Genomic DNA, 21,094 nt, shown 5'->3' with positions numbered 1-21,094 from the left:
CTTCGTCGTTCCCGGAAGAGCCGGGGATCAGTCCTGGACCGAGCAGGTCAGTTGTGGACCGAGACCTCGAGGCCGACCGGCGACCAGTCGTAGACGTACTTCGCGAGGTCGATCGGCAGGTTGACGCAGCCGTGGCTCATCCGGTTGCCGTAGTTGTTGTGCCAGTAGGTGCCGTGGAACCCGATGTTGGTCGTGAACCAGGTGATCCACGGCACGTCCTCGGTGCAGTACGGGGCGCCCTCGTAGCAGCCCATGTCCTGCATGCGGGTGTGCGCGAAGACCTTGAACTCGCCGGTCGGGGTGGGGGTGCCGGGAAGACCCGTCGACACCAGCCAACTGTTGACGACCTGGTCGTTCTCGTAGAGTGTGGCGCGCTGCGTGCTGAGGTTGATGTCGATGTGGCGGTAGAGGTTCACCGACTCGAAAGGCACCTCGGAGACGGCGAGCGGGAACACTCCGTCGCCCGCTTCGATCTTGGCGGCGACGTCGTCGGCGATGCCGGTCGTCTCGCCGATCGTGCGACCGGTGACTCCCTCGGTCTCGGAGCGGAGCACGTTGCCTGCCGAGTCGACGATGTTGCTCGCGTTCACGGGCGCGCGGTCGACGATCCCGGGCAGCAGGTCGACCGTCTTCTGGATCTCGGCGGCGTCGGCTGCAACCGCCAGCTGGCCGCCCTCGTCGGTGACCGTGAGCCACGAGGCGACGACGTCGGGCGTGAGCGGCACGGTGCGCTCCTCGCCCACGTAGAACCCTGCGGTGCCGAGCAGCGTGTTCAGCGAGGCGGCGGTGGTCGCGGCGTCGTCGTCGGTGACGGCGGCCGCGGCCTCGGTCGGGTCGCCCGAGAAATCGACGTTCGAGCCCCCGGCGGCGACGGTGTCGATGATCGCGGCCGTGAGGGCGTCGACATCGATCGCGGTGCCCGCTTCGGCGGGCGTCGTGACGTACGTTCCGCTGGCGGCGTCGAAGGTGACGCCCGCATCGGTGGGGTCGACGAAGCTGGAGGGCACGGCGGCGCGCAGGGCGCTGGTGGCCGTCGCGGTGTCGAGCGTGATGTCTCCCGCGATCGGCTCGCCCATCCAGGCACCGAGGTTCCACATCGGACGCTCGGCGAAGGCCTGGTTGCTGAGGGCTTCGCCGTCGAGGGCGATACCCAGGTCGCTGCCGCTGAGGACGGTGCCGTCTCCGGCTCCGGTGAGTGTGATCTGCGTGTCGGCGAGGTGCGACTCGATCGCATCATTCGCCGCTCCGGGCGTCATCCACCCGACGTTGATGCCGGCGACCGTGGTGCCGGGAGCGATGAGGATCATCGAGGCCGCGCCGGCGCCGAGGGCGACGACGCCGAGACCGAGGCCGATCCAGAGGCCCAGGCGGCGCTTCTTGGGGGCCGGTTCGTTGGGGGCCCAGGCGAGGGGCTGCTCGCCCGTGGGCGGCTCGGACTCCGCTGCGGCGGGCGCTCCGTCGAGCGCTTCTGTTGCAGCTTCGTGAGTCGAGATCACATCCGTCACGAACTTCACCCCCCGGATATCAAACGTGCCGTCTTTGACAAGAGTACCGGAGAGCGTATAACGGGGAGGCAACGGTCGCCCGTGGCCTCCCCGTGAGAATCACTCGACGATGGCGATGCCGTCGATCTCGACCAGCATCTCCTCGCGGGGCAGGCCCGTGAAGACGGTGGTGCGCGAGGGCAGCACGCCGCTCGTGGTGTGCGCGGTGACGAACGCTCCGTAGGCGTCGTTCATGATCGGGAAGTCCTCGCGCTTGGTGAGGTACACGCGCAGCATCACGACGTCGTCGAACGTCGCGCCGGAGGCCTCGACGATCGCCTTGACGTTCTCGAGGGTGCGGGTCGTCTGCGCCGCGACGTCACCCGGGTAGAGGTACTCGTTGGTCACGGCGTCGACCGGGCCCTGGCCGGAGACCTGGACGAAGGGGCCCTTGCGCACGCCCTGCGAGAAGGTGTGGGCGGGAGCGGGGGCGGCGTCGGTGGAGATACGGGTCTTCGCAGTCATGAGGCCAGCCTAGTAGCCTTGTTAGATGCCTCAACAAATTGCGGATGCCGTGGTCGGAGCCCCCGACGAGGCCCTGGTGCTCAGCGCCGAGAAGGCCGCGGACGGTCGGGTGCGCGTGTACCGCGGCGCGACCGTGGTCGACGGCACGGGTGCGGATCGTTTCGTCGCCGACGTGGCGGTCGAGGGGGCGCGTGTGGTGGCGGTCGTGCGGGAGGGCGCGGACTCGCCGTCTTCGGTGCTCCCCGAGGGAACGGTCGAGGTCGACGCGCGCGGACTCGTGCTCGCACCGGGCTTCATCGACATGCACGCCCACAGCGACCTCGCGGTGCTCACCGGCGCCGCGCACGACGCGAAGATCCTGCAGGGGGTCACGACCGAGGTCATCGGCCAGGACGGGCTCGGCTACGCACCGCTCGACGATGCGACCGCTCCCGTGATCGCGGCGCAGATCGCGGGCTGGAACGGGCCGAGCACCGCTCCGTGGCGCACCGTCTCCGACCTGCTCGACGCGATCGATCGGGCATCCGTCGCCAACGCCGCGATGCTGGTGCCGCAGGGCAACCTGCGGATGATCGTTGTCGGCCACGAGAACCGTCCGGCGACGACCGACGAGATCGATCGGATGTGCGCGCTGCTCGCCGAGTGCCTCGACGCGGGCGCCTTCGGCATGTCGAGCGGTCTCACGTACACGCCGGGGATGTATGCCGACACCGACGAGCTCGAGGCCCTGTGCCGGGTCGTCGCCGAACGCGGCGGCTACTGGGCCCCGCACACGCGCAGTTACGGCGGATCCGCGCTCGACGCGTACCGCGAGGCTCTCGACATCGGACGGCGCACCGGGTGCCCGATCCACCTCACGCACGCCACCATGAACTTCGCGCCGAACCGGGGGCGCTCGGCGGAACTGCTCGACCTCATCGACCGGGCGATCGCCGACGGTGTCGATGCGACGCTCGACACGTATCCCTACCTGCCGGGGGCGACGACGCTCGCCGCGCTCCTGCCGAGCCGGCTCTCCGAGACCGGCTCGCTGCTGAAGACGCTCGCGGATCTCGACGACGTCGGACGCGAGCGCGTGCGGGTCGAACTCGAGGAGATCGGCTGCGACGGATTCCACGGGGAGCGCGCGGACTGGAGCCAGATCCAGATCTCGGGCACTGCGAACCCGGAGTTGGCCGACCTCGTGGGCCGCACCATCGCCGAGATCGCGACGGCCGACGGTCGCCGCGCGGTCGACGTGGTGCTCGACACGATCATCGCGGATGCCGGGGCCACGGGCATCCTCATGCACATCGGCGACGAGGCCAACGTGCAGGCGATCATGCGGCATCCGCGCCACACGGCGGGGAGCGACGGCATCCTGATCGGTGCGCGACCTCACCCGCGGGGACGCGGCACCTTCGCCCGCTATCTCGGTCACTACGTGCGCGAGCTCGGCATCCTCACGCTCGAGGAGGGCGTGCGGCATCTGTCGGGTACACCCGCGCAGCGCCTCGGCCTCGACCGCGGCGATGCGCCCCGAGGCGTGATCCGCGAGCGGGCGACCGCCGACCTCGTCCTCTTCGACGCGCGGACGATCGCCGCGGGTGCCACGTTCGAGTCTCCTCTCGAGCCGCCCGTGGGCGTGGTCGAGGTGCTGGTCGGGGGAGTGCCGGTCGTCGCGGACGGTGCGGTCACGGGAGCCACCCCCGGTCGGGCGCTGCGCATGGCGCCGCCCGCCCACCGCGCGACCGTTCCGCGGATCGCCGCACGCATCGACGCGAGCGCCGCGGGATTCGCCTGGTCCCCGCGCACCCCGATCGTCGGATCCGCCGACCTGGTCGCCGCGATCCGGCGCCTCGGCGGCGGGGGGCGGGCGGAGGAAATGGGCGCGAACGTCTCCGCCATCCGACTCCGCGTCGACTCCGCGCTCGCCGAGGAAGCTGATTCCGAGGGGCGCATCGGCGCCGAAGCCTTCCGCCTGTCGGTCGGCGCCGGGGGCATCGAGATCGTCGGCGCGACGCCGGCCGGTGTCTTCCGAGGCGCGACCGTGCTGCGTCAGCTGCGCGACCCCGATACGGCGGCGGAGGCGGATGCCGTGATCCCCGCGGGCGTCTGGGAAAGTGCTCCGGCCTACGGTTGGCGCGGGGCGATGCTCGATGTCGCGCGGCACTTCCGGCCCGCCGAGGACGTGCGTCGCCTCATCGACCTGCTCGCCGATCACCACCTGAACGTGCTCCACCTGCACCTCACCGATGACCAGGGCTGGCGCTTCGAGGTGCCGGGCTTCCCCCGCCTCACCGAGGTCGGCGCGCGGCGCGAGGCCACGCAGCGCGGTCACGGCCCGCTCGCGACCGTGGAGCCGGGCGTGCACGAGGGCTTCTACACGCAGGCCGAGCTGCGCGAACTCGTCGCGTACGCGGCCGAGCGCTTCGTCACGCTCGTGCCGGAGGTCGAGCTGCCCGGTCACATCCAGGCGGCGCTCGCCGCCTACCCGGAACTCGGGAACACCGACGTCGGGGAGCCGATCACCGGACCGTGGGAGCGCTTCGGCGTGAACCCGCGCACGCTCGCGCCGACCGAGGCGTCGCTCGCCTTCGGGCGGGCCGCCATCGATGCGCTGTGCGACGTGTTCGACGCGGAGTGGATCGGCATCGGCGGCGACGAGGTGCCGGTCACGGAGTGGGCGGAGAGCCCAGCGGCGCAGGCGCGCATGGCCGAGCTCGGACTCGCCGACCCGCACGACGTGCAGCCCTGGTTCACCGCGCACTTCGCCGCCCATGTGCGCCGTCGCGGTCGCACTGCGCTCGCCTGGGACGAGGTGCTCGAGGGCGATGTTCCCGAGGGGGTGCGCATCCTCGCCTGGCGCGGGCCGGTCGCGATGCGCGAAGCGGTGCGCCGCGGCATCCCGGTCATCGCCTGCCCCGACCTCGAGGTGTACCTCGACTACGCGCAGGCGGATTCGACCGAGGAGCCGATCCGCGTCGGGCCGCCGCTGACCATCGAGCGCAGCTACACGCTGCGGATCGAGGAGGGCGCGGTCGGCGGGCAGGCGAACGTCTGGACCGAGCACCTGCCCACGCGCGATCGTGTGGACTTCGCGATGTTCCCGCGCCTCTCGGCGATCGCCGAGAGGCTCTGGGAGGGCGGGGACCCCGGCCCGTTCGACGACTTCGCGCGTCGCCTCCCCACGCACCTGCGCCGCCTCGCGGCCGCCGGGGTGCGGTACCGTTCCCCTGACGGGCCCTCGCCCGCGCAGCGACGACCCGGCGTACCCGGTAAACCGATGACGATCGAGGCTCGCGAGCGGATCGTCGAGGGTCTCGTGGCACGTCTCGTGGAGCGGGCGGAAACGGCCCCCGACGAGGTCGTCACACAGAAGTAACGTTTCGGTAACCTCGCGGACTCGCTCGGCGAGCGGGGTTGCGTAAATTATGTTCGTAAGGTCTACTAACAAACATGTCCGTGTCGGATGAACAGCGCACCGCATCGTCGTCGGAGTACGTCGATGCGAACACGCACGCCTTCGGTCCCGGCCGTCACCTGCGCTCGCGGTCCAAGGTCCTCCCCGAGCACGCGCGCGGCCACAACCGCGCCCTCGTGCTGCAGACGCTCTACCACGCGGGAGCGATGAGCCGCGCCGATCTCTCGCGCGAGACGGGTCTCACCCGCGTCACGATCTCCGACCTCGTGGCCGAGTTCATCGCCGACGGCATCGTCATCGAGATGGGCGTGCGCGAGACCGCCGGCCCCGGTAAGCCGCCGATCCTCATCGACATCGACCGCGTCGGTCACCAGATCATCGGGCTCGACCTCTCGGGCCCGCACGCGTTCATCGGAGCCGTGCTCAGCCTCGACGGCGACGTGCTCGAACGCCGCGAGGTGCCCCGGCCCGAGTCCGCCGACGGCGACGCGGCCTACGCCGCCACGCTGGAACTCGCACGGTCGCTGGTCGCCGCCTCCACGCGCCCACTCCTCGGCGTGGGTATCGGCACCCCCGGTGTCGTGCGCCCCGACGGCATCGTGCTGAGCTCGCCGAACCTGGGCTGGACGAGCTTCCCACTCGAGGCCAAGCTCGGCGCCGACCTCGACCTGCCCGTGCTCGCCCGCAACGACGCCAACGCCGCCGTGCTGGCCGAGTACACCTTCGGCGAGGCGAAGGCCGACTTCATGCTCATCAAGATCGGCCGCGGCGTCGGCGCCGGTCTCATCACCGGCAGCCAGCCGCTGCTCGGCAGCCGCTTCGCCGCCGGCGAGATCGGTCACGTCACGGTCGGCACCGACGGCGGTCCGCGCTGCGCCTGCGGCAAGGACGGATGCCTGGAGGCTTGGCTCAGCGAGACGCGCCTCAGCGAAGCCGTCGCCGCCGACCCGTCCGCCCGCGACGAGATCCTCCGCGACGCCGGCACGCGCATGGCGATCGCCATCGCCCCGATCGTCGCCGCCCTCGACCTCTCGGAGGTCGTGCTCTCGGGCCCCGCCGACCTGCTCGACGGCATCCTCATCGACGCGGCCGTCGAGACCCTGCACGCCCGCACGCTGGAAGGCGTGTTCGAGGACGCCCTCATCCGCCTCACCGTGCAGGACGACATCGTCCTCCGGGGAGCCGCGGTGATGGTGCTCTCGGGCCAGCTGGGAGTCTCGTGACCCGCACGACCCCGAGCCCCGGTATCCCGGAGCTCTCGACTCGTCGAGGCGCCGGCGAGTCCGCCGGCCGCGCCGTACGCGTCGGACTCGACGTCGGCGGTACCAAGATCGACGCCGTCGCGGTCTCGCCGTCGGGCGAGATCATCGGTCGTCTGCGGCGTCCCACCGGCTGGGGAGATGCCGCCGTGGTCGAAAGCATCGTGCTCGCCGTGCGCGCGCTGGCCGCGGAGAACGCGATCGCGATGACCGACATCGGCTCGGTGGGCATCGGCATCCCTGGTCTCGTCGACGTCGAGAGCGGGCGCGTGCTGCACGCGGTCAACCTCGGCGTCGAGTCGCTCGACCTCGCCGCCCGCGCCCAGGCCGAGCTCGGCATCCCCTTCCGCGTCGAGAACGACGTCAAGGCGGCAGCCCTCGGCGCCGCCGTGCTGCGCGGTGCGACCGGATCCATGGCCTACCTCAACCTCGGCACCGGCGTCGCCGCCGGTATCGTGATCGACGGTCGCATCCACCGCGGTTCCCGTGGCACCGCCGGGGAGGTGGGGCACATCTCCGTCGACCCCCGCGGACGCGTGTGCGGATGCGGGCAGCGCGGCTGCATCGAGACGCTCTGCGGCGGCGGTGCGCTCGCCAAGGCCTGGGGCAGGCCCGGAGCGCTCCCGGTCAAGGACATCCTCGAGGCGGCAGACGCCGGCGACGCCGACGCGCTGCGCCTCCGCGCCGACCTGCACCACGGGGGAGCGGCCGCCGTGCGCGTGCTCGTGCTCTCCGCCGACGTTGACACCGTCATCATCGGCGGCGGTCTGACCGCTCTCGGCCCGCGCCTGGAGGACGGCATCCGCTCAGCTCTGCAGGCGGATGCCGAGACGTCGCCGTTCATGCGATCGCTCCACCTCGATGAGCGCATCGAGATGCTTCCCGCGGGGTCACCCGCTGCCGCCTTCGGCGCCGCGCTCGTCGGCGCCGCCGTCCCCGAGAAGGAGATCGTCTTCCATGGCTGAGGTCGTCATCGTCGAGAGCAAGGAAGCCGCCGGCTCCCTGGTCGCCACCGAGATCGTCGAGCTTCTCGACACCCGCGCGGACGCCGTGCTGGGTCTCGCCACCGGGTCGACCCCGCTCCCCGTGTACGAGGCGCTGCGCGTGCAGCTCGCCGGTCGCGATCTCTCGCAGGTGCGCGGCTTCGCGCTCGACGAGTACGTGGGCATCGACCCGCAGCACCCCGAGAGCTACCGCTCGGTCATCACGCGCGAGGTCGTCGAGCCGCTCGGCCTCGACCCCCGCCGCATCCACGTGCCGAACGGCGCGAGCGAGACGATCCAGCACGCCGGCGACGACTACGAGGCCGCGATCGCCGCCGCGGGAGGCGTCGACCTGCAGATCCTCGGCATCGGAACCGACGGCCACATCGGCTTCAACGAACCCGGCTCGTCGTTCGCCTCGCAGACCCGGGTGAAGACGCTCACGGCACAGACCCGCGAGGACAACGCGCGCTTCTTCGACTCGATCGACGACGTGCCGATGCACTGCATCACGCAGGGGCTCGGCACGATCCTGAAGGCGCGCCACCTCGTGCTGCTCGCGTTCGGCGAGGGCAAGGCCGAGGCCGTGGCCGCCGCCGTCGAGGGTCCGCTCACGGCGTCGCTGCCGGGGTCGGCGATCCAGCTGCACCCGCACGCGACCGTCGTCGTCGACGAGGCGGCCGCGTCGCGTCTCGCCCAGGCCGATTACTACCGGTACACGTTCGCGAACAAGCCGGCCTGGCAGGGTATCTGAGCACGGCCGGGCGGGCCTTCGTGCCCTCACCGGTGTCGAAGCGACGTCAGCGCCGAAGGGTGTTCACCCCAGGCGGCCCAGAGCGGGCCACGCCAGCGGGAGCAGGTGCTCGACGCTGAGGGGCGCGAGGGGGAGCCCGGGCACGTCGTCGGGCGTGATCCAGCGCAGCTCCTCGAGTTCTGCCTGCACGCTCGCCTCGCTCGGGTCGATCGTCGCGCGGAACGCGTCGGCGACCACGCGGTGACCGGGTTCGTTCGCCGCCGCTGAGACGAACCGCCCGAGGGGCTCGATCGCGTTCTCGTCGAGCACGAGTCCCAGTTCCTCGTGCAGTTCGCGCAACAGGGTCTGTGCAGGCGTCTCGCCGTGCTCGGGCTTGCCGCCGGGCTGCATGAAGCGCGTGGTGCCGCGCTTGCGCACGACGAGCACGCGTCCGGCGCCGTCGTCGATGATCGCCGCGCTCACATGGATGTCAGGCATCGGGCGCGAACACCTTTCCCGGGTTGAGGATGCCGAGTGGGTCGAACACCTGCGCGATCTGCCGCTGCAGCTCCCACTGGTCGTCGCCGAGCTCGTCGGCGAGCCAGCGGCGCTTGAGGGTGCCGATGCCGTGCTCGCCGGTCAGCGTGCCCCCGAGGGCGATCGCCGCGCGGAACAGGTCGTCGGCCGCCTGCCACACGTGCGCGGGCGTCTCGGCGCCCTCGAAGAGGAAGTTCGGGTGCAGGTTGCCGTCTCCCGCGTGCGCGACGGTGGGGATCGTGAGTCCGTACTGCCGCTCGATGCGCGCGATCTCGTCGAACATCGCCGGCATCGCGCTGCGCGGCACCGAGACGTCCTCGATGAGGGCGGTGCCCAGCGACGCCATCGCCTGGTGCATCGACCGGCGGATCGCCAGCAGGCGCTCGCCCTCGACGGGGTCGTGCGTCACGGCGACGGTGCCGGCGTTCGCACGCAGGATCTCGGCGATCGCATCGGCCTCCTCCTCGGAGGCGGGCCCGTCTGTCTGGATCGTGAGCTGCGCGGCACCCGGCGTGGGGGCGGGGAGGTCGAGGACGGCGTGCACGGCGGCGAGGCTCGCGGCGTCCATCAGCTCCATGATCGCGGGCTGCGCGCCCGAGGCCGTGACGGCGGCGGAGGCGGTCGCGGCGCTGCGGACGTCGGGGAACGTCGCGGCGATCGTGCAGACCGTGCCGACCACGCGGCGGCGCAGCTTGAGCGTCGCGCCGACGACCACGCCGAGGGTGCCCTCCGAGCCGATCACGAGCGAGGTCAGGTCGAGGCCGGTGACGCCCTTGACGCTGCGGTGTCCGAGCTGCAGCAGGCGACCGTCGGCCAGGACCAGGTCGATGCCCAGTACGGCATCGCGCACCACGCCGTACTTGGCGCACAGCAGACCGCCCGCGCCGGTGGCGATGTTGCCGCCGACCGTCGAGATCTCGCGGCTCGCGGGATCGGGCGCCCACCACACGCCGTGCTCGGCGAGGAGACGGTTGAGGTCGGCGTTCAGGATGCCGGGTTCGACCACCGCGAGGAGGTCGTCGGGACGCACTTCGAGCACCGCGGTCATGCGGGCGGTGGAGAGGACGATCTCGCCGTCTCCGGCGTTCGCGGCTCCGGCGAGGCCGGTGCCGGCACCCCGCACGACGACGGGGGTACGGGTGGCGGTCGCGATGCGCATCGTCTCCTGCACGTGCGCGACGGTCTCGGCGTGCACGATGGCGAGCGGACGCCCCTCGGCGGCGTGCCCGGAGCGGTCGGCCCTGGCCTCCTCGAGCGCAGTGACGCGAGTATCGACGAGATCGCCGAGGGCCGCCGTCAGCTGCGCGAGGACGCTCATCCGAGTGCGCGTCGTCCGCTGATCAGACCGGTGACGATCGCGACGAGGGCGAAGGCCGACCCGATCAGCGCCTGATCCATCGACCACCAGGCGATCGTGACGCCCACGTAGATGAGCAGCTCGACCGCGGCGCGCAGGAACGGGTGCACGCGCAGCACGGGACGAGGTGAGAGGAACAGTGCCCAGACGAGGATCACGACGACCGGGGCGCCGATGCCGACCACGATGTTCCAGGGGAGGTCCCAGGTCGCGAAACCCCACAGGGCGAGAGAGGCGACGGCCACCACCAGCACGACGGCACGGATGACGTCGATGACCGTGATGACGGGGCGCTCGACGCCGGGTACGGGGGTGGGATCCTGGGGCATGGATCCAGTCTATTCGGCGGGAACCGGCTCCTCGTCCGGTACCACGACGACCTCGGGGGTCACGGCGGCGTCGACACGGGCATCCGTTTCGGCGGGAGCGGTCTCCGCCGTCGGCTGCTCCTCGACCGGTGCCGGCGCCGGTTCCTCGACGGGCGCGGGCTGCTCGACCGGAGCCGGCTGCTCGGCAGGAGCGGGCTGCTCTTCTGGTGCCGGCTGATCGGCTGCGGGCTCATCGAGCAGAACCACATCGACGGAGCACTCAGCGAGCGACCGCGCGGGGATGTCGAGAACGCCGACCGGCTCGCTCGGAGTACCCTGCTGCTCACCCAGCGTGTACATGATCGAGACGCCCGCGTTGTCGAGAAGCTGGTCGAACGTCGGGCGCAGCTCGACGGTCCCCGTGCCGTTCGCGTCGAGCGTGCCACCCGTCGTGCCGGCGGTCGAGCCGTCGAGCAGAGGCTGCACCTCTGCTTCCGGCTCTCCGTCGATGGTCAGCGTGTAGCGAGTGACGAATCCACGATCGATGCAGATCTCGGCGGACACGATCGTCGGTGATCCCTCGGGCAGAGCAACGGGATCGGTCGGGTCGGTGGGATCGGTCGGATCGGTCGGGTCGGTGGGATCGGTCGGATCCGTGGGGTCCGTCGGGTCGGTGGGGTCCGTGGGATCCACCGGACCGGTGCCCGGGTCGGTTCCGGGGTTCTCTCCGGGGGTCTCGCCGGGGTCGGTTCCCGGGTTCGTCCCGGGACCCGAATCGCCGCCCGAGCCCGGAGCCGGATTCGCCGGAGTCGTGACGACGGGGGCCGCGGGGACGTCCGTGCCGGTGTCGGCATCCGTCTCGTCGTCGGCCACCGGGGGAACGGTCTCGTCCTTCGGCTTCTCGACGGGCTCGTCGAGCTCGTCATCCACGGGTTCGGTGCTCATCGAGGCGTCCGGTCCGACGTCCGAGGAGATCGACGACGAATCGGAGTCGCCGGCACTCGGCAGCGACGTCGACGGGTTCGCCCCGGCGAGGCCGGGGATGATCGTCGCCGCGGCGACGACACCGGCCACCACGAGAGCGGCCGAACCGGCGCCGACGAGGGCGCCCATGCCCGACAGCATCCCGCCGGATGCTCCGGCCGAACCGCCGGCACCGCCACCGGCCGATCCGCCTGCTCCACCGGCTCCGCCCGCACCGCCAGCTCCCGCGCCACCGGCGGTCGTTCCCGCCGTGAGGGCTCCGGAGCCGCCGTCGCCGGCGACCACGCCGCCGGGGATGCTGGAGGGCATCGCCGCGAGCGCGACGATCGGTGCGCCGCCGCCCTGCAGGGTCGCGAGGTATCCCGCGGCACCCGTGACGCCGAGCACGAGGGGGAGCAGCACGAGCGCGAGGCGCTTGGAGACGTCCTTCGCCTCGGCGGCCACGATCATGCAGCGCGCGCACTCGTCGAGGTGCGCCTCGATGCGCCGGTGATCACGCGATCCGAGGTTGCCACGCGAGTAGGCGCCGAGGTGCTCGATCGTCCACTGGCACTCCGAGCCCGGGGCCGAACTGCGCAGGTGCGCCTGGATCCACGCCTCGCGCAGACCTTCACGGGCGCGGAACGCGAGCTGCGAGACCGCGCCGGACTTCATGCCCAGGAGCGGAGCGACCTCCTGCGGGCGCATCTGCTCGATCTCGGTGTACCAGAGCACTTCCTGCCAGCGCGTGGGAAGGCTGCGGAACGCCTGCGCGGTGAGGCTCCGGTCGAGGGCGTCGTTCGAGGCCTGGTCGGTGCTGTCGGGGTCGGCGACCGTGTCGAGCTCGTCCATCGCGTCTTCGCGACGCGAACGCCCCCAGGCGGCGGCGGTGTTGCGGATGCTCGTGAAGAGGTAGGCGCGGAACGAGCCGTTGGGCCCGCCGCCCTTGATGATCGCCTGATAGATGCGCGTGTACGACTCCTGCACGAGGTCGTCGGGATCGATCGACGAGGTGACCGAGCGCGCGACCGCGATCCCCGAGGGGTAGTGACGACGCCAGAGTTCTCCGAAGGCCCCCGTGTCACCCGAGCGGGTACGGAGGATGAGGTCTGCATCGGCGATCGTGTCGCCCAGGTGAGGAGTGTTCTCTTCGTGCACGGTGATCCCTCGGTCGTGGGGCACGGATATGTGCCTTCACAGAGTGAGACGCGCGATGGGCCGGATCATCACGCGGGTTCTCCATTCTCTCTCGGAACTCGTTCCAGGGCCAGCCCTCGCGGGAGTCCGCCGACGAAAAAGTTTGAAAAAGAAAATCCCGGTCAACGTGGATTATTCACGAGTCTCGGAACTTTTCTCAGATTTTTTCCCAGGTTCGCGTAATGAATCGGCCCTCACGTCGTCTCATCTGTAGAGACAGCCACGACGAACTCCACCGGGGGGCGGGGTTCGGGCTCCGATGCAGGGGGTTCGCGCATCGGTCGGGCGGGTCGGGAGCCTCGGGGGAGGAGTTCTCGGCCCCCCTCTCTACGTGGGGGAACCCGAGGGTGCCGATCCGGGGGGATCGGCACCCTCCACTCTCCCCGCGCGAAGGGACCGGAGCCGCACGCGCTGCGCGGCGGCGCGCGGTGGAAGGAACTAGGCCCTGCGCGGGCGCTCCCCGACCCACACGCGCGCCACGCGTAGTTCGGCATCGAGCAGCACGGCATCCCCCACCATCCCGGTGCGCAGCGCGCCGAGCTCCGACGCGAAGCCCACGGCCCCGGCCGGCGTCTCGGTCAGCGCGCGCACGGCGTCGGCGAGTGCGACGCCCGCGGCGACCGCGCGTCGCAGAGCCTCGTCCTGCGTGAGCGTCGAACCGGCGATCGCCCCGGTCTCGACGGTCCGCGCGACGCCGTTCTCGACCGTCACGCGCACCGCGCCCAGGTCGTAGCGACCGTCCGCGCTGCCCGCGGCGGCCATGGCGTCGGTGATCAGGGCCACGCGCGCGGGGGCGGCGTCGAACACGAGCTTGACGACGTGCGGGTCGAGGTGCACGTCGTCGGCGATCGCCTCGAGCACCACCCGGTGATCGGCCGCCGCGGCGAGCACGGGACCCGGAGCGCGGTGGTGGATGCCGGGCATCGCGTTGAACGCATGGGTGAGGATCGACGCCCCCGCCTCGAATGCGGCGACGGCCATGGCGGCATCCGCATCGGTGTGCCCGACGGCGGCCGCGGAGCCTGCCGCGACGATCCGGCGGATCGCGTCGAGCCCTCCCGGAAGCTCCGGGGCGATCGTGATCTGGCGGATCGTGCCGCGACCCGCAGTGAGCAGCAGGTCGACGTCGTCTCGCCGCGGTTCGCGCAGGAGGGACGGGTCGTGGGCACCGTGGTGACCCGGATCGAGGAACGGCCCCTCGAGGTGCGAGCCGAGGATGTCGGCATCCGTCTGCATGAGGTCGGCGATCTGCGCGGCACTGCGCGCGAGGTCGTCGAGCGGCGCCGTCACCAGCGATACGACCGCCCGGGTCGTGCCGTGTGCGCGGTGCAGGTCGCGGGCGATGCGGATGGAGTCGACGCCGTCGTCGAAGGAGGCTCCCGCTCCGCCGTGGCCGTGGATGTCGACGAAACCCGGCGTGAGAAGCGCCCCGGGGCCGGCGACGGATGCCGCGTCGACGACCTCGTCGGCGGGCGTCCAGTCGGCGCCCGTTCCGCGCGCGGAGATTCGGCCGGCCTCGACGCGCACCCAGGCGTCGTCGACGATCTCCCCGCGGTCGACGACGCGTGCGGAGTGGACGACCAGGCTTCCGGTGGCTGCGGGGTGGACGCTCATCGGTCGCTCCAGGGGATGTCTGCGGCGGGGTGGAATCGGGTCCCCTCAGCCTTCCACAGCGGCGCGAGCGTGCCGAGCCGCTCGCGGAACGACGACCACTCGCGTCCGTCGCCGTGCTGCGGCGACCAGGCGATCTCGGCCTCGGCTGCGGCCCGCGGGAAGACGAGCAGCTCGACGTCGTCGATCGTGCGCGTCGTCTCGGACCACAGCGGTGCCTCGGTGCCGAGGATGGCGGCGTCCGGAACGTCGAGTACGGCGGTGGGCTCCCACTCGTACGCCGTGCGCACGTCGATCACGGCGGCCCAGGTGAGGCCGAGCGGGTAGTCCTCGTCGTACTTCATGTCGAGGTAGGTGGCATCGGCGGCCGACATGATCAGTGCGCCGCCGCGTTCGACGAAATGCTCGGCCTCGGCGGCGTGCGTACCCGTGGGTACCTTCATGCCCCAGTACTGGCCGATCGTTCCCTCGGCGATGCCGGCGGCGGCACCCATCTCGTGCCAGGCGACGGGGATCTTCCCGGCATCCACGACGATCCGCGTCGCGCGCTCGGCGAAGTGGTCGAAGTCCTCCTGCGAGGTGCCCAGGGACTCGTCACCGCCGATGTGGAGGTACGGACCCGGGGTCATCTCGGCGAGCTCGCGCACGACGTCGCGTACGAAGTCGTAGGTGCGCTCCTCGCGGATGCGCACGCTCGAGTGACCGACGCCCCAGCCGAGGTACGTCTCTCCGGCGACGGGCAAGGGCTGCCCCAGCGTCTCGGACTGCGCGACGAGGGCGTCGTTCAGCACGGGCGCCTCGACGAGCTCGGGGTAGGCGACGCCGACCGCGTGGGTGTGCCCGGGCAGGTCGATCTCGGGGACCAGCACCATGTGCCGGGACGCGGCATGGGCGACTATCTCGCGGTAGTCGTCCTTCGTGTAGAAGCCGCCGGGGTCGCCGCCGGCGGACGTCGCCGAGGACCGCTCGGTGAGCAGCGGCCAGGAGTCGATGTGCACCCGCCACCCCTGATCGTCGGTGAGGTGCAGGTGCAGGCGGTTGAACTTGAGTGCGCTGGTCGCGTCGATGAACCGCTTCACCTCGGCGACGTCGAAGAAGTGGCGCGCGACGTCGAGCATGACTCCGCGGTGCATGAAGCGCGGGGAATCGTCGATCTCGACGTGCGGGAGGCTCCAGCCCTCGCCATCCTCGCGGAGCAACTGCAGCAAGGTCTGCACACCGTAGAAGAGGCCGGCCTCGTCGGCGCCGGCGATCTCGACGTGTGTGCCGACCGACAGGCGATAGCCCTCGGATGCCGCGGCCTCGGGGTCGATGCGCAGCACGATGTCGCCGGGGGCCGGGGCCTGCTCCGGCTCGTCGGCGGGCGTGAGCCGAGGGGCACCGCGTCGTGCGGCAGCGGCCGTCAGGACGTCGATCGCGGGGGAGGAGCCGTGCACGCGCGTCGTCGCGGTGATCGGCATCCGTCCGTCGTGCACGACGGCTGCGGCGGGCACCGGGACGAGGGGGAGCTGATGTGTAAAGACCATGAACAAACCCTAGCCGCGCAGCGGGGAGCCGACCAGGGGGAATCCGCTATGCTCGTTCTGTCGCGACTGGCGTCTGGGTGGGTTACCACCGGGGAGCGACCGACCACGGAATTCGACCGCGCGCCTGGGCCGATGAGAACACCCTTCGAATCCGTCGTCAGAGGAGCCCGTCATCATGACCGACCGTTACTTCAACGCCCCGCTCGCCGAGGTCGATCCCGAGATCGCCGAGGTGCTCGACCGCGAGCTGAAGCGTCAGCAGACGTTCCTCGAGATGATCGCATCCGAGAACTTCGTGCCCGTCTCGGTGCTGCAGTCGCAGGGCTCCGTGCTCACGAACAAGTACGCCGAGGGCTACCCCGGCCGCCGTTACTACGGTGGCTGCGAGGAGGTCGACGTCGCCGAGGAACTCGCGATCTCGCGCGCCAAGAGCCTGTTCGGAGCCGAGTTCGCCAACGTCCAGCCGCACTCCGGTGCCTCGGCCAACGCCGCCGTGCTGCATGCGATCGCGCGCCCCGGCGACACGCTGCTCGGCCTCTCGCTCGACCAGGGTGGCCACCTCACGCACGGCATGAAGATCAACTTCTCGGGCCGCCTCTACGACATCGTCGCCTACGGCGTGAACCCCGAGACCTCGGTCATCGACATGGACGAGGTGCGTCGCCTCGCCATCGAGCACAAGCCGAAGGTCATCATCGCCGGCTGGTCGGCGTACCCCCGCACGCTCGACTTCGCGGCGTTCCGCGCGATCGCCGACGAGGTCGGCGCGCTGCTCTGGGTCGACATGGCGCACTTCGCCGGTCTCGTGGCCGCGGGCCTGCACCCGAACCCGGTGCCGCACGCCCACGTCGTCTCGTCGACCGTGCACAAGACGATCGGTGGCCCTCGCTCGGGCTTCATCCTCACGAACGACGCCGACATCGCCAAGAAGATCAACACGGCCGTGTTCCCGGGCCAGCAGGGCGGTCCGCTCATGCACGTGATCGCCGCCAAGGCGACCGCGTTCAAGCTCGCCGCGACCCCCGAGTTCGCCGAGCGTCAGGAGCGCGTGCTGCGCGGCGCATCGCTGATCGCCGAGCGCCTCTCGCAGCAGGACGTGAAGGATGCCGGCATCGCCGTGCGGTCCGGCGGCACCGACGTGCACCTCGTGCTCGTCGACCTGCGCGAGGCCGAGATCGACGGCAAGCAGGCCGAAGACCTGCTGCACGACATCCACATCACGGTCAACCGCAACGCGGTGCCGAACGACCCGCGTCCGCCGATGGTCACCTCGGGTCTGCGCATCGGTACGCCCGCGCTCGCCACCCGCGGTTTCGGCGACGCCGAGTTCACCGAGGTCGCCGACATCATCGCGCTGGCGCTGCAGCCCGGTGCCGACGTCGAGGCCCTCCGCGCCCGCGTCGACGCGCTCGCCGCCGGCTTCCCGCTCTACCCGGACCTGCAGCAGTGACCGCGGTCGTCCTCGACGGCAAGGCGGCGTCGGCCGAGATCAAGGCCGAGCTGACCGAGCGCGTCGCCGCACTGCGCGCCCGCGGCATCACCCCGGGCATCGCCACGGTGCTCGTCGGAGCGGACCCCGCGTCGCAGCTGTACGTGGGCATGAAGCACCGCCAGTCCGAGGCGATCGGCATGAACTCGATCCAGCGCGAGCTGCCCGCCGATGCCACGCAGCAGCAGGTCGAGGCGCTGATCGACGAGCTCAACGCCGATCCCGACTGCCACGGCTACATCGTGCAGCTGCCGCTGCCGAAGCACCTCGACACCGATGCGATCCTCGAGCGGATCGACCCGGCGAAGGACGCCGACGGCCTGCACCCGACGAACCTCGGTCGCCTCGTGCTGAACGTCAACGGCCCGATCCACACGCCGCTGCCGTGCACGCCGCGCGGTGTGATCGAGCTGCTGCTGCGCAATGATTACGACCTGAAGGGCAAGCACGTCGTGGTCGTCGGTCGCGGTGTCACGATCGGCCGCTCGATCGGGCTGCTGCTCACGCGCCGCGACATCAACGCGACCGTGACGCTCACCCACACGGGCACGGTCGACATGCCGCGCTACCTCCGCGAGGCCGACGTGATCGTGGCCGCCGCGGGCGTCGCGCACCTCATCCGCGCCGAGGACGTCAAGCCCGGTGCGGCCGTGCTCGACGTGGGTGTGACCCGCACGACCGACCCCGAGACGGGCAAGAGCGTCGTCTCCGGCGACGTTCACCCCGACGTGGCCGAGGTCGCCGGCTTCATCTCGCCGAACCCGGGCGGCGTCGGACCGATGACCGTCGCGCTGCTCATGACGAACGTGGTCGAGGCGGCAGAGCGCCTCGCCTGAACGAAGACGCTGACGGCATCCCGCTCGACGGATGCCGTCAGCGTCGGCGCACCCGTGCCTGCACGGTGTCGTACACCTGGGCGGCCTTCGCCTGCAGCTTGTCGTCCACCTGGTCGTAGATCATCCAGCCGATCAGCAGCAGGAACGGCGGGATGACGTAGCCCCAGAAGCCGTGTGCGTTCACGCCGCTCAACCACACGGTGAGCGCCCAGACGATCAGCTCGACGATGTACACGAGCACGTACTGGACGACTTTCTCGCCCGCCTTCGTGCGGTCGGCGGCCGACTTCGCGGCAGATCGGCGAAAGGCGGCGGCGAGCGTCGGCTTCACGAACAGCGCGGCGAGGGTGAGGATGATCGCCGCCCAGAACGCGTGCCATCCCACGGAGACGCCCCGCAGCAGCAGTCCGATCAGCAGCAGCACCACCACGTTGAACACGTAGAGCGAGCCGAACCGCACGATTGCCTTCTTCATGGGATCAGAATCCCACAGCCCGTGCGGAGTGCGCATCCCCGGAGCGACCGGGACTGATGTCAGCTCTGGCCGCCGAGCGAACTCTGCACGTTCGAGATGCGGGCGTGCTCGTCGAAGCTGAAGGTGGCGGAGCCGGTCGCGTCGACCACGGTCGCGCCCGAGAAGGCCTCATCGGTCCAGGTGAGGGTCCAGCCGGCGAGGCGCGCGAGATCCCACACCGAGGTGCGTGCGTCGGGCAGGGACACGCTCGCGAGCATGCGTGGCATCACGATCATGGCGTCGGCCACGGTGAGCTGCGGCAGCGGAGCGTCGAGCAGGAAGACGGCGCGGGTACCGCCGCCGACCGGGGCGGAGTAGTACGGGGAGCGACCGGTGAGTTCGACGGCGACGCCGCCCACGGTATGCGCCGCCGCGGCGATCCAGTCCTCGTCGCCCGAGGCCTCGGCGGGGAAGGGGACCTCGGCGGAGGTGAGTTCGGCGATGCCGTGCTCCTCGCCGTAGGCGCGCAACTGCGCGGCGACACCCTGCGCGTCGCCCTGCGGATGCGCCCACGCCCAGAGCATCGAGCGCGGTCCCGGAGCGATCGTCGCGATCAGGTGCGCACGCGTCACGAGCTGGCGCGAGGGGTCGGCGTTCGCGGTGAACGTGAGGGTGCCCGCCGTCATGTCGGCGTCCCAGCGATGCTCGCCCAGCGCATCGGCAGCGGCCGAGAGCTGATCCTGGCGGATCACGGAGTAGAGGGCGGCACGATCGGCGAGAGGCTGGAGCGCAGCGAAGGTCATGCGAACAGTTTCGTGGCTGAGCCTATGAATCCGCCAGTCAGTAGCTCTGTTTCTCACCACGGTTCGGTGCGTCCGGGGCATCCGCGGCGATGAAGCGCGCGGCGAGGGCTTCGGATGCGCGGGCGAGCAGCGCCACATCGGCGCCGACCGCCACGAAGTCGGCGCCGGCGGCGAGGTACGCCTCCGCGGCCACCGGATCGAAGGCGTTCACCCCGACGGGGGTGCCGGCCGCCTTCGCCGCGGCGAACACCCGCTCGACGGCGGCCACGACATCCGGATGGGTCTGCTGACCCAGCAGGCCCATCGAGGCGGAGAGGTCGGAGGGTCCGACGAACACGGCATCCACCCCGTCGACGGCCGCGATCTCGCCCGCCGCCTCGACGCCCGCCGCGGTCTCGATCTGCACCGTGAGCGACGTGTGCTTCGCCGAATCGCGCAAGTAGCCGTCGACGCGGTTCCAGCGCGCACTGCGGGCGAGGGCGCTGCCGACGCCCCGCACGCCCTCCGGCGGGTAGCGGGTGGCGGCGACCGCGGCCCGCGCCTCGTCGGCGGACGATACCATCGGCACGATCACGTTCTGCGCGCCGAGGTCGAGGATCTGCTTGAGGGCCACGACGTCGTTGGCCGGCGCACGCACGACCGGCGTCACCGCATACGCGGCGACCGCCTGCAACTGCAGGAGCACCGACTCGAGCGTGTTGGCCGAGTGCTCCATGTCGATGAGTAGCCAGTCGAGGCCGGAGCCCGCGGCGACCTCGGCGAGCAGCGGGCTGCCCGAGCACACCCACATGCCCACGAGCGGGCGATCGGATGCCGCGAGCCGGTCGCGGAACGGCGGATCTAGATGAAGCGGCATGCGATCGTTCCCATCGGTCCGTAGTCGCACAGCACGTCGTCGCCGCGCGACACCCACATCGGGCGTGTGAACGATCCTGCCAGGATGATCTCCCCGGCCTCCAGGCGCGCGCCGTGCTGGTGGAACTTGTTCGCGAGCCACGCGACGCCGGTCGCCGGGTGACCGAGCACGCCCGCGGCGACGCCGGTCTCCTCGATCTCGCCGTTGCGCGACAGCACGCCGGGCACCCAGCGCAGATCGATCTCGTCGGGACGCTTGCGCACCGAGCCGAGCACCATCGCCCCGTAGGCGGCGTTGTCGCTGATCGTGTCGACGATCGTGCGACCCTCCAGCTCGATGTGCGAGTTGAGCACCTCGAGCGCGGGAACCGCGTAGTCGATAGCCGCGAGCGCGTCGTCGAGCGTGCAGTCGGGGCCTTCGAGCGGATGCTTCAGAACGAACGCGAGTTCGACCTCGATGCGCACGTTGGAGAAGTGATCGACCGGGATCTCGGCGCCGGATTCGTAGACGGTGTCGTCGAACATCACGCCGTAGTCGGGTTCGGTGATTCCCGTGGCCTGCTGCATCGCCTTCGAGGTCAGGCCGATCTTGCGGCCGACGAGCGTGCGGCCCGCCGCGATCTGCGTGTCGCGCCACACGCCCTGGATCGCGTAGGAGTCCTCGATCGTCGCCTCGGACCAACGCGCCGTGATCCGGGGGATCACCGTGTGCTCCCGGTCGGCCTCGGCCAATTCGGCGGCGATCTGCGCGATCACCTCTGCTGACAGCAT

Annotated in this window: 18 protein-coding genes and 1 riboswitch; of the genes, 6 read left to right on the top strand and 12 right to left on the bottom strand. The window is 71.0% G+C overall.

The genetic code is table 11. The features are described 5' to 3' along the window. Nucleotides 1-47: 47 nt before the first annotated feature. Both ACIQTT_RS05970 and ACIQTT_RS05965 read right to left on the bottom strand, forming a co-directional pair. The gene (locus ACIQTT_RS05970) at nt 48-1,514 is read right to left on the bottom strand and encodes a L,D-transpeptidase family protein (protein ID WP_402787380.1); all 1,467 of its coding nucleotides are present in this window, start codon (nt 1,512-1,514) and stop codon (nt 48-50) included. 90 nt (nt 1,515-1,604) lie between these two features. Beyond that, nucleotides 1,605-2,009: a RidA family protein gene (locus ACIQTT_RS05965; protein WP_402787377.1), complete on the bottom strand. Its 405-nt coding sequence runs from the start codon at nt 2,007-2,009 to the stop codon at nt 1,605-1,607. Between the two features lie 25 nt (nt 2,010-2,034). Between ACIQTT_RS05965 and ACIQTT_RS05960 the strand changes: the two genes are divergently transcribed. The 4 genes from ACIQTT_RS05960 to ACIQTT_RS05945 all read left to right on the top strand — a co-directional run bounded on the left by ACIQTT_RS05960 (nt 2,035) and on the right by ACIQTT_RS05945 (nt 8,408). After that, nucleotides 2,035-5,373, top strand: coding sequence for a family 20 glycosylhydrolase (locus ACIQTT_RS05960; protein ID WP_402787374.1), 3,339 nt, complete (start codon nt 2,035-2,037; stop codon nt 5,371-5,373). Nucleotides 5,374-5,447: 74 nt separating this feature from the next. Beyond that, on the top strand, nt 5,448-6,635 hold the full coding sequence (locus tag ACIQTT_RS05955; protein WP_402787371.1) for an ROK family protein: 1,188 nt from the start codon (nt 5,448-5,450) through the stop codon (nt 6,633-6,635). 23 nt (nt 6,636-6,658) lie between these two features. Continuing rightward, the gene (locus tag ACIQTT_RS05950; protein ID WP_402791120.1) at nt 6,659-7,636 is read left to right on the top strand and encodes an ROK family protein; all 978 of its coding nucleotides are present in this window, start codon (nt 6,659-6,661) and stop codon (nt 7,634-7,636) included. Then, the gene (locus ACIQTT_RS05945; protein ID WP_402787368.1) at nt 7,629-8,408 is read left to right on the top strand and encodes a glucosamine-6-phosphate deaminase; all 780 of its coding nucleotides are present in this window, start codon (nt 7,629-7,631) and stop codon (nt 8,406-8,408) included. The genes ACIQTT_RS05950 and ACIQTT_RS05945 overlap by 8 nt, the downstream gene beginning before the upstream one ends. A 63-nt stretch (nt 8,409-8,471) precedes the next feature. Here the strand turns inward: ACIQTT_RS05945 and ACIQTT_RS05940 are convergent, their stop codons facing one another. The 6 genes from ACIQTT_RS05940 to ACIQTT_RS05915 form a co-directional block, all read right to left on the bottom strand. After that, a complete protein-coding gene (locus ACIQTT_RS05940; protein ID WP_402787365.1) occupies nt 8,472-8,885 on the bottom strand; it encodes an NUDIX domain-containing protein in 414 nt (137 codons plus the stop codon). Continuing rightward, the gene (locus tag ACIQTT_RS05935) at nt 8,878-10,242 is read right to left on the bottom strand and encodes an FAD-binding oxidoreductase (RefSeq protein ID WP_402787362.1); all 1,365 of its coding nucleotides are present in this window, start codon (nt 10,240-10,242) and stop codon (nt 8,878-8,880) included. The genes ACIQTT_RS05940 and ACIQTT_RS05935 overlap by 8 nt, the downstream gene beginning before the upstream one ends. Beyond that, entirely contained in the window at nt 10,239-10,610 is a 372-nt protein-coding gene (locus ACIQTT_RS05930; RefSeq protein ID WP_402787359.1) for a YrdB family protein, read from the bottom strand. Before ACIQTT_RS05930 ends, ACIQTT_RS05935 begins: the two co-directional genes overlap by 4 nt. A 9-nt stretch (nt 10,611-10,619) precedes the next feature. Further along, nucleotides 10,620-12,734, bottom strand: a complete 2,115-nt coding sequence (locus ACIQTT_RS05925) for a sigma-70 family RNA polymerase sigma factor (RefSeq protein WP_402787356.1) — start codon at nt 12,732-12,734, stop codon at nt 10,620-10,622. Between the two features lie 453 nt (nt 12,735-13,187). Then, nucleotides 13,188-14,363: an N-acetylglucosamine-6-phosphate deacetylase gene (nagA, locus tag ACIQTT_RS05920; RefSeq protein ID WP_402787353.1), complete on the bottom strand. Its 1,176-nt coding sequence runs from the start codon at nt 14,361-14,363 to the stop codon at nt 13,188-13,190. Next, the gene (locus ACIQTT_RS05915) at nt 14,360-15,886 is read right to left on the bottom strand and encodes a family 20 glycosylhydrolase (protein WP_402787349.1); all 1,527 of its coding nucleotides are present in this window, start codon (nt 15,884-15,886) and stop codon (nt 14,360-14,362) included. The genes nagA and ACIQTT_RS05915 overlap by 4 nt, the downstream gene beginning before the upstream one ends. Before the next feature lie 52 nt (nt 15,887-15,938). Next, nucleotides 15,939-16,023: riboswitch (ZMP/ZTP riboswitch) on the top strand. A gap of 38 nt (nt 16,024-16,061) precedes the next feature. Between ACIQTT_RS05915 and glyA the strand changes: the two genes are divergently transcribed. Both glyA and ACIQTT_RS05905 read left to right on the top strand, forming a co-directional pair. Then, nucleotides 16,062-17,336, top strand: coding sequence for a serine hydroxymethyltransferase (glyA, locus tag ACIQTT_RS05910; protein ID WP_402787346.1), 1,275 nt, complete (start codon nt 16,062-16,064; stop codon nt 17,334-17,336). Continuing rightward, a complete protein-coding gene (locus tag ACIQTT_RS05905; RefSeq protein ID WP_402787343.1) occupies nt 17,333-18,211 on the top strand; it encodes a bifunctional methylenetetrahydrofolate dehydrogenase/methenyltetrahydrofolate cyclohydrolase in 879 nt (292 codons plus the stop codon). Before glyA ends, ACIQTT_RS05905 begins: the two co-directional genes overlap by 4 nt. 37 nt (nt 18,212-18,248) lie before the next feature. On the opposite strand, the gene ACIQTT_RS05900 is transcribed toward ACIQTT_RS05905, so the two are convergent. From ACIQTT_RS05900 to ACIQTT_RS05885, 4 genes are read right to left on the bottom strand one after another with little or no spacing between them, the layout of a single operon-like run. After that, entirely contained in the window at nt 18,249-18,686 is a 438-nt protein-coding gene (locus ACIQTT_RS05900; RefSeq protein ID WP_402787340.1) for a hypothetical protein, read from the bottom strand. Between the two features lie 59 nt (nt 18,687-18,745). Further along, nucleotides 18,746-19,468 (bottom strand): DUF6882 domain-containing protein, encoded by a 723-nt coding sequence (locus ACIQTT_RS05895; RefSeq protein WP_402787337.1) that lies wholly within the window; start codon nt 19,466-19,468, stop codon nt 18,746-18,748. Nucleotides 19,469-19,505: 37 nt separating this feature from the next. Continuing rightward, nucleotides 19,506-20,324, bottom strand: coding sequence for an HpcH/HpaI aldolase/citrate lyase family protein (locus tag ACIQTT_RS05890; RefSeq protein ID WP_402787334.1), 819 nt, complete (start codon nt 20,322-20,324; stop codon nt 19,506-19,508). Continuing rightward, complete coding sequence (locus ACIQTT_RS05885) at nt 20,309-21,094, bottom strand: fumarylacetoacetate hydrolase family protein (RefSeq protein ID WP_402787331.1); 786 nt, start codon at nt 21,092-21,094, stop codon at nt 20,309-20,311. Before ACIQTT_RS05885 ends, ACIQTT_RS05890 begins: the two co-directional genes overlap by 16 nt.

The sequence above is a fragment of the Microbacterium sp. NPDC090225 genome (genome assembly GCF_044772365.1).
Lineage (GTDB): Bacteria > Actinomycetota > Actinomycetes > Actinomycetales > Microbacteriaceae > Microbacterium.
This window is presented reverse-complemented; position numbering and strand designations above follow the sequence as displayed.

Excerpts from the sequence above, each read along its gene's own strand:
- ACIQTT_RS05965 (WP_402787377.1), bottom strand. The coding sequence starts at position 2,009 with ATGACTGCGAAGACCCGTATCTCCACCGACGCCGCCCCCGCTCCCGCC.
- ACIQTT_RS05960 (WP_402787374.1), top strand. The coding sequence starts at position 2,035 with ATGCCTCAACAAATTGCGGATGCCGTGGTCGGAGCCCCCGACGAGGCC.
- ACIQTT_RS05955 (WP_402787371.1), top strand. The coding sequence starts at position 5,448 with ATGTCCGTGTCGGATGAACAGCGCACCGCATCGTCGTCGGAGTACGTC.
- ACIQTT_RS05945 (WP_402787368.1), top strand. The coding sequence starts at position 7,629 with ATGGCTGAGGTCGTCATCGTCGAGAGCAAGGAAGCCGCCGGCTCCCTG.
- ACIQTT_RS05940 (WP_402787365.1), bottom strand. The coding sequence starts at position 8,885 with ATGCCTGACATCCATGTGAGCGCGGCGATCATCGACGACGGCGCCGGA.
- ACIQTT_RS05935 (WP_402787362.1), bottom strand. The coding sequence starts at position 10,242 with ATGAGCGTCCTCGCGCAGCTGACGGCGGCCCTCGGCGATCTCGTCGAT.
- ACIQTT_RS05930 (WP_402787359.1), bottom strand. The coding sequence starts at position 10,610 with ATGCCCCAGGATCCCACCCCCGTACCCGGCGTCGAGCGCCCCGTCATC.
- nagA (WP_402787353.1), bottom strand. The coding sequence starts at position 14,363 with ATGAGCGTCCACCCCGCAGCCACCGGAAGCCTGGTCGTCCACTCCGCA.
- ACIQTT_RS05915 (WP_402787349.1), bottom strand. The coding sequence starts at position 15,886 with ATGGTCTTTACACATCAGCTCCCCCTCGTCCCGGTGCCCGCCGCAGCC.
- glyA (WP_402787346.1), top strand. The coding sequence starts at position 16,062 with ATGACCGACCGTTACTTCAACGCCCCGCTCGCCGAGGTCGATCCCGAG.
- ACIQTT_RS05900 (WP_402787340.1), bottom strand. The coding sequence starts at position 18,686 with ATGAAGAAGGCAATCGTGCGGTTCGGCTCGCTCTACGTGTTCAACGTG.
- ACIQTT_RS05895 (WP_402787337.1), bottom strand. The coding sequence starts at position 19,468 with ATGACCTTCGCTGCGCTCCAGCCTCTCGCCGATCGTGCCGCCCTCTAC.
- ACIQTT_RS05890 (WP_402787334.1), bottom strand. The coding sequence starts at position 20,324 with ATGCCGCTTCATCTAGATCCGCCGTTCCGCGACCGGCTCGCGGCATCC.
- ACIQTT_RS05885 (WP_402787331.1), bottom strand. The coding sequence starts at position 21,094 with ATGCTGTCAGCAGAGGTGATCGCGCAGATCGCCGCCGAATTGGCCGAG.